The sequence below is a fragment of the Streptomyces poriferorum genome, assembly GCF_019399235.1.
Lineage (GTDB): Bacteria > Actinomycetota > Actinomycetes > Streptomycetales > Streptomycetaceae > Streptomyces > Streptomyces poriferorum.
The window spans coordinates 1-7251 of sequence record NZ_JAELVH010000307.1 but is presented as its reverse complement, the minus strand read 5'-3'; the positions used below and the strand labels follow the sequence as shown (position 1 = coordinate 7251).

Annotated in this window: 6 protein-coding genes and 1 pseudogene; 4 read left to right on the top strand and 3 right to left on the bottom strand. The window is 72.6% G+C overall.

The window, feature by feature from the left end:
• A pseudogene (locus tag JGS39_RS33880) lies at nucleotides 1-607 on the top strand (WYL domain-containing protein); the annotation flags it as partial.
• Here the strand turns inward: JGS39_RS33880 and JGS39_RS33875 are convergent.
• Both JGS39_RS33875 and JGS39_RS33870 read right to left on the bottom strand, forming a co-directional pair.
• Nucleotides 555-1418 carry an alpha/beta fold hydrolase gene (locus JGS39_RS33875; RefSeq protein ID WP_219573584.1) on the bottom strand — a complete coding sequence of 288 codons (864 nt, stop codon included), beginning with the start codon at nucleotides 1416-1418 and terminating at the stop codon, nucleotides 555-557. The pseudogene JGS39_RS33880 and the gene JGS39_RS33875 overlap by 53 nt on opposite strands.
• 27 nt (nucleotides 1419-1445) lie before the next feature.
• Complete coding sequence (locus JGS39_RS33870) at nucleotides 1446-2087, bottom strand: TetR family transcriptional regulator (protein WP_219573583.1); 642 nt, start codon at nucleotides 2085-2087, stop codon at nucleotides 1446-1448.
• A gap of 87 nt (nucleotides 2088-2174) precedes the next feature.
• Here JGS39_RS33870 and JGS39_RS33865 point away from each other — a divergent pair, with 87 nt between their 5' ends.
• The 3 genes from JGS39_RS33865 to JGS39_RS33855 all read left to right on the top strand — a co-directional run bounded on the left by JGS39_RS33865 (nucleotide 2175) and on the right by JGS39_RS33855 (nucleotide 3938).
• On the top strand, nucleotides 2175-2351 hold the full coding sequence (locus JGS39_RS33865) for a hypothetical protein (RefSeq protein WP_219573587.1): 177 nt from the start codon (nucleotides 2175-2177) through the stop codon (nucleotides 2349-2351).
• Between the two features lie 61 nt (nucleotides 2352-2412).
• Entirely contained in the window at nucleotides 2413-2793 is a 381-nt protein-coding gene (locus JGS39_RS41205; RefSeq protein ID WP_236065871.1) for a DUF4190 domain-containing protein, read from the top strand.
• Nucleotides 2794-2927: 134 nt separating this feature from the next.
• Nucleotides 2928-3938, top strand: coding sequence for a helix-turn-helix transcriptional regulator (locus JGS39_RS33855; RefSeq protein WP_219573582.1), 1011 nt, complete (start codon nucleotides 2928-2930; stop codon nucleotides 3936-3938).
• A 112-nt stretch (nucleotides 3939-4050) separates the two neighbouring features.
• Here the strand turns inward: JGS39_RS33855 and JGS39_RS33850 are convergent.
• Nucleotides 4051-7251: S8 family serine peptidase (locus tag JGS39_RS33850; RefSeq protein WP_219573581.1), on the bottom strand; the 3201-nt coding region annotated here is incomplete at its 5' end.

The following is a 7251-nucleotide window of genomic DNA, read 5'->3' as shown; positions in this document are numbered from 1 at the left end:
CCCCGCACCGGCCCGCCGCCGAGCTGACCAGCCGCCGGTCGGCGAACACGGCGTCGTGCAGGTCGCCGACCGGCGGCTGCGGCTGCGCTACCGGCACAGCGGTACGCGGACCGCCCGCACCTACACCGTCGACCCGTACGGCCTGGTGGTGAAGGCGGGCGTCTGGTACATGGTCGCCGACCGTGAGGGGGAGCCCCGGCTCTTCCGCGCCGACCGGGTACGGGAGGCCGTCCTCACCGAGGACACGGTGGTCCGCAGGCCCGGCGTGGAACTGGCGCAGGTCTGGGAGGAACTGCGCCGGCAGGTCGAGGAACGGCAGGGAGCGGTGACCCTGCGGGTGCGGGTGCGCCGTTCCCGGCTGGACCTCTTCCTGCGGCTGAACGCGGGCGTGCTCGCCCGGGAGCCGCGGCCCGAGGACGGGGGCGAGTGGGTGCGGGCCGATCTTGCCGTGGAGTCGGTGGAGTGGGCGCGCTCCCTGCTCTCCTTCGGCCCGGACGTCGAGGTGCTGGCCCCGCCGGAGGCCCGCGCGGTGCTGGCCGCGCACGCTGCCGCTGTCATGGCCCTGTACGGGGATCCGGGACCGGGGGCGTCCGCAGAAAGCGGGTGAGCGCGGCGGTCAGCTCCGCCGGCGCGTCCTCCTGCACGAGATGCCCGGCACCGTCGATGATCCGCAGTTCGCTGCCGGGGACGAGCGCGGCCAGTTCATGGCCGCGGGCGACCGGGATCCAGGTGTCCTCGGCGCCCCAGCAGATCAGCACCGGCACATCGATCTCCCCGTACCGGTGCTGGATCTCGTCGGTGAACCGCTGGTCGTTCTGGCTGATCTGCCGGTAGAAGGCGGGCTGCCCCGCCTCGGTGCACCAGGGCGCGACGAGCCGGTCCAGGACCGCCGGGGGCAGTCCGGGGCTGCTGGCGGAGCTCACGTACTCCCGCACCAGCGCGCGGTGCAGGGCGGGCGGCAACTGACCGAAGACCTCCGCGTGTCCGCCCAGCAGCCGGTAGGCGGGCGAGCCCCAGGGGGCCAGCGCCACCGGGTCGACCAGGGCCAGGCAGCGGTAGCGGGCGCCGTGCAGCAGCTGGGCGCGCAGGGCGACGCAGCCGCCGAAGTCATGGGCTGCCACGGCCGGTTCGGTCAGCTGCCAGTGGCCGAGGAGCTCGGTGAGGACCCGGGCCTGGGAGCCGAGCGACACGTCCTGGCCCTCGAACTGCACGGAGTCCCCGTACCCGGGCAGGTCCCAGACGAAGACCCGGTGCTCCTGGGCCAGCGCGCGGGCCACGCCTCGCCAGACGTACGAGGAGAAGGGTGTGCCGTGCACCAGCACGACGGGCGGCGCCCCGGCCGGGCCCAGGACGGCCCAGCGGACCTCTCCGGCGGAGCTGTTGAACGTACGGTCCAGGACCCAGGTCTCATCGCTCATGCGCCACAGCCTAGGAGCTCCGCCCCGTCAGGCTCCGGCGCCCGGCTCGGCCCCGTCCAGCCAGTGCAGACGGCCGATCGTGACCAGTCGCAGCCGGCGCCGGGCGATGCGGGCCACCTGCTCGTCGCCGTCCGGGCCGCCGTCCAGCATGGCCGAGGCAGTGATCACCATGTGGTCGACGTACAGGCCGCCCAGCATCAGCAGATCCTCCTCGTCCCAGCCCTGTGACTCGGGCTCGTCCGCGAGCGCCGCCGCCACCTCCTGCGCGAACCGCCGGAGCTGGGCCGCTATGGCCTCGCGGACCGGGACGACGCCGCCGTGCTGCTCACGGGCGATGAAGCGGAAGTGGGCGGGCTGTTCCCGGACATGGCGGGTGATCAGCTCGACGCTGCGGTCCAGCCGGACCTCGCTGTCGCCGGTCTCGGCGAGTATCGCGCCGATCATTCCGTGCAGGCTGCCCAGGGTCTGTTCGACCAGGGCCACCCCGAGCGCGGCGATGCCGTCGAAGTGCCGGTAGAAGGCGGTGGGTGTGACACCCGCGGCCCGCGTCACCTCGCGCAGGCCCAGGCTGCTCAGGCTCTGGTGCTCCAGCAGTCCGAGGGCCGCGTCCAGGAGTGCCTGCCTGGTCTTCAGCTTCTGGGTCTGGCGGATGCCGGCGGTGTGACTCATGCCATTCAGTAAACAACTGTTCTCCGGGCCGGGGAAGAGGGGTGCGGGTCTAGACTGATAAGTCAGTGCACAGTCGTACTCTCAATTATGGAAAGGCTGACCATGATCGTCCTCGTCGCCGCCCTGCTCCTGATGGGGATCGTGCTGGGAGCAGTGGTCCAGATTCCGCTTCCGCTGTCCCTGACGCTCGCCGCCCTGATCGGCTGCTGGCTCCTGGTCTTCGCCGTGCGCGAACGGGCGGGTGCGCGCCGCCGCTCGCAGTGACCGGCCTCCGTACCGTCCGGTCGTCCACTTCAGCGCATCCAGACCCCAAGGAGTCCGCACGATGACACTCACCGCACTCACCCGCCGCTCCGGAGCCGCCGCCGCGACCGGAACGGCTGAGCCGGCCGGGCCCCACGGCCACGGCGCCACCCCGACCGGGCCCGACAGTCACGGCGCCACCCCGCCCGCATCGCCGCGGCGCTCCACCCGTGACGCGGACGGTCTCGCCGTCGCTTCGTTCGTGCTCGGCCTCGTCGGCCTGCTGGTGATGAACATCCTGCTCGGCCCGGCCGCCATCGTCATGGCGCTCGTCGCCCTGGCCCGCTCCACCGCCCGCCGCGGCCGCGCCCTGCTCGGACTCGCGCTCGGCATCGCCGACCTGGTGATCCTGGCCTTCCTCGTCACCGGAAACGGCGTCGTCGCCTGGAACTTCGGCGGCTGAACCGGGCGCGGAACCCGATACTCCTCCCGCCCGCACGACAACTGATCCATTGCCAACGCCGCCCGCATCCCGTTCGATCATGGATGGCACAGTGGGCGACCGCTCGGGGTGGGCTGCGGCAAGGGGGAAAGCGCGTGCTGGAGATAGCGGGGATCGGGGCGGCGGAGGAGCGGGTCTACCGCCTCCTGGTGGAGGTACGAGGTGCGAACGTGGACGAGATCGTCCAACGGCTCCACATCCGGGAACGCGAGGCGGCGTTGCTGCTGTCCTCCCTGCACGACAAAGGCCTGGTCGGTCGGCTGCCTGGTGACGGCGGCATGCGGTACGTACCCGTCCCGCCGGACGTGGCGCTGCAGCCCCTGCTCGCGCGCGGCCAGGAAGCGCTGGAGTGGGCGCGGCGTGGAGTGGAACAGCTGGCCGAGGAGTACCGGGCGGGCGGCCGGCGCCATGACGCCGGGCAGTTGGTCGAGGTGATCACCGGAACCGGCGCCATCCGTCAGCAGTTGCGCCAACTCGCCTACGGGGCCCGCAGCGACCTGCGGTGGTTCTGCAAGGCCGAGCCCGTGGCGCTGCGCGCCCAGGACAACGACGAGGAGTTCGAGCTGCTCACCCAGGGCATCCGCTACGAGGCGATCTACGAGCGGGCCTGCCTGGAGGAGCCCGGCATGGTCGACAACGTCGCCCAGGGCATTCGCGCCGGTGAAGTGGCCCGCGCCACCAGTACGCTCCCCGTGCGCATGGTCATCGTCGACAGCTCTGTCGCCGTCTGCCCGCTGGTGCCCGGCAGCGCGACCGGCGCCCGCGGCGAGCCGACCGCCGCGATCATCCGCAGCAGCAGTCTCCTGGACGCCCTGGTCGCCCTGTTCGACATCCAGTGGGCGGCGGGGACCCCGCTGCACGTCACGGAGACGGGCGAGCTGGCCGACTTCGCCGGCGGCATGGGATCGGGCGGCAGCGTCGCCGACGACGAGCGCTATCTGCTCTCCCTGGTCGTCGCGGGCGTGGCGGACAAGGCGATCGCCACCCAGCTGGGTGTCAGCCACCGCACGGTGCAGCGACGGATCACCGCGCTGATGCAGCGGGCGGGCGCGACGACGCGTACGCAGCTGGTGTGGCAGGCGGCGCGGCGCGACTGGCTGTCGTAGCGCGTGTTCCGGAAGTCCCGCTTGCCCGGCGGCGCCCGGCACACAGGCTCGCGGCCTTCGGACGTGCGGAAGCCGCGACCGGGGCCGGTCGCGGCTTCCTGGATCTCGCGTACTACCTCAGCGCGTACGCTCGCTCGATCTCCTGCGTCACCTCGTTGCCCGCGTCGTCCCAGGCGCGGACCCGCAGCGTCACGTACCCGCTGGTGCGGGCAGCCTCGGGGTGGGTGACCCGGACACGGTAGGCGCCGTCGCCCCGGGCGGACGTCGCCGCCGCCCGCCAGTGCCCGCCGTCGTCGTACGAGACGGACACCTCCATGCCCTTCACGGAACGGCCCGTCAGACCGTCCTGGTGGCGGGCGCTCACACCGAAGGCGAAGGACCCGGAGTCTGGAGCGGAACCCCGGAGGTCCGTGGCCACGTCGTAGTCGAGCTGGAGGAGCGGAAGCAGGGACTCCTTGCCCTCGGCCGGGCGAGGAGCGGTGAACGACCAGCGGGTGCTGGTGGCCCGCGAGAGGGTGCCCTCGGGGCTGGTGCGCTTCACGTCCAGGTCCAGCCGGTAGTGGCCGTCGTCCCCGCCCGCGGGGAAGGCGCCCCACGCCCGGGGGCCTTCGGCGAGGACCTCGCCGTCGCGACGCAGTACGGCGCGGGTCTCGTCGGGGTAGGGGGTGCCGGCGTCCTTCCCGGGCAGGGCGTAGCCGTAGTGGCCGGAGGCGGTGTCGGCGAACTCGGGGATTGAGATGGCCAGCTGGTCGTCCTTGCGGTAGGCGAGTCCTTCGACCCCTCGCGGGATCGCCGGGCGCACCACGGGGGCGTACCAGCTCTCCGTGGCGTGCTCACCTGGCCGGTAGGTGCGCACCGGGCCGAGCATGCCGGTCCCCACCGCCTGGTACGCCCAGGTGTTGCGGGGGTTGACCCAGTGCAGCCACCGAGTGTCGGCGGGACCGCTCAGGTACTCGGTCCGCACCTGCCCGGTGCGGACATACCGCGCTTGCATGGAGAGGTACGCGCCCTCCCACGGGCGCCAGGAAGCCCGGTTCTCCGCGACGTAGCGTGCCTCGCTCGTGTCCGGGTAGCGGGAGACCACTGTGGCCGTGTTTCGCGGCTCGACCTTGTGGACCACGTGCTCGGGCACGCGCTGTTCGGAGAGCTGTACGACGTCGTAGAGGTAGGGGCTTTCCGGGGTTCCCTTGAGCTCCAGGACGGTGCCGGGCGCGCGCAGCCGCTGAGCGGCGGCCCGGGAGGCGTACAGCCCGATCGCCGGCAGCCGCGGACTCACCGGCTGCCAGGTCGCGGTCGCGTACTCCTTGGCGGTGATGACGGCGGCCGCTGCTCCGGCCCGGGCGGCCGAGGTCACCGCCTCGTCGTACTCCACCCCCTCCAGTTCCACGAGTACGGCCGCTCCGCGGACGTCCGTGCCCCGTGCGCGCAGCGCCTCGTAGTCCTCGGGGCGTCCGTGACCGGCGTCCACCACCCGCAGGCGCCGCACGCCGTCCACGGCGGGGGAGTTGTGGATCAGACGGAGGGGGACGCCTGCTGCGGCGGTGGAGGAGACCGCGCGTGCGCTGAGCATCGGCGCGGCCAGCTGCCAGCGGGAGGAGAACTCGAAGGTGCCCTCGGTGAACTCGTCGGTGGGCGTGACGTAGAGACGCTGTCCACCGCTGTGTCCGCTGGTGTAGTAGCTGGCGAACTCCCGGTCACCGGTCTTCCAGTGGGTGGAGAAGACCAGCGGGCCCCGCTGCTCGGCCCGCTGGGGGGTCCGGATCTCCACGGGGACCGCCTTGCGCGCGTCGAGCACCAGGTCCGCGTCGCCGCGCACCCGCAGACGGGGGTCGACCATCACGCTGTAGGTGTTGTTGTCCTCCGTGTACTGCGCGATGACGCCGTACAGGTAGTACATGCCGTCGGGCACCTCGACCGTCAGGGTCTGCCCCGCCGGCACAGCCTGGACGACGTCGAAGCGGCCCGTGGGACCCAGCAGGATCAGCGGATCTACGGTCGCGGGCTGCCCGGCGCGGTCGATGCCCCGCACGGTGAGCTTGTGCTTGACCGGGTCCTTCGCCGCGGAGAACACGGTGTGCGCGATGGCCTGTCCGTCGGCCGAGGTGGCGGTGACGCGGCCGCCGTAGACGCCCTCCGGCAGCGCGGGCGCGTCGAGCGTCACGGTCACGTCGGTGGTGCCGTGGGCGGGCACGTCGACCTGCGCGGGCGTGCCTATGACGCCTGCCGGGGCCGAGGAGCCGTAGAGCTTGTCGAAGGTGGTGTCCAGGGTGAGCGATACGGGCGCGTCACCATCGTTGGTGTAGGTGATGCCGACCTGCTGCGCACCCGCGTCCGGTCCCAGGCTGCCGAAGGCGGTGGTGCCGGTGGCGCGCACCTGCTGGCGTACCGAGCGGGCGACGTCCACCCGGCCGGTGCCCTGTTCGTAGACAGTCTGGCCGGGGGCGGTCCGCGTCGTGCTCATCAACGCGTCCTTGAGCTGCCGGCCCTTCCAGTCGGGGTGCTGCCCGGCCAGGATCGCTGCCGCGCCCGCCACGTGCGGGGTCGCCATGGACGTACCCGACGCGGCGGTGTAGGCCGCGTCCACCGGGCTGCCCATGGCCGTGCCGGCCGCGCGGGCGGCGACGATGCCGACGCCGGGAGCGGTGAGGTCCGGCTTGAGGCCGTCGTCCCCGACGCGCGGACCGCGGCTGGAGAAGGAGGCCAGCTTGTCGTCGCGGTCGACGGCGCCCACGGTCAGTGCGCTCGCCGCGGAGCCCGGGGAGCCCACCGAGTAGTCGACTCCCGAGTTGCCCGCGGCGACGACGAAGAGGGTGCCGGTCTTCTCGCTGAGGTCGTCGAGGGTGAGGCTGAGTACGTCCGTGCCGTCGGTCGGCTCGCCGCCCAGGCTCATGTTGACGACCTCGGCGCCCGAGTGGGCGGCCCAGTCCATGCCGGCGATCATGGAGGAATACGAGCCGGACCCTGTGTGGTCGAGCACCTTGCCGATCAGCAGCCGTGCCCCCGGTGCCACGCCTTTGCGCGAGCCGTCCGAGGCGGCGCCGCTGCCGGCGATGGTGGAGGCGACGTGGGTGCCGTGGCCGTGGCCGTCGTTCGCGGTGGGGTCGTCGGTGAAGTTGCGTACGTCGTCGAGTTTCCCGGCCAGGTCGGGGTGGGTGGCGTCGACGCCGGTGTCCAGGACGGCGACGGTCGCGCCGTGTCCGTCGTAGCCGGCCTGCCACGCCTCGGGCGCGCCGATCTGCGCGGTGCTGCGATCGAGGGAGGCGTGGACCTTCGCGTCCAGCCACAGCTTCTCGACGCCGCCCTCGAACGCCGC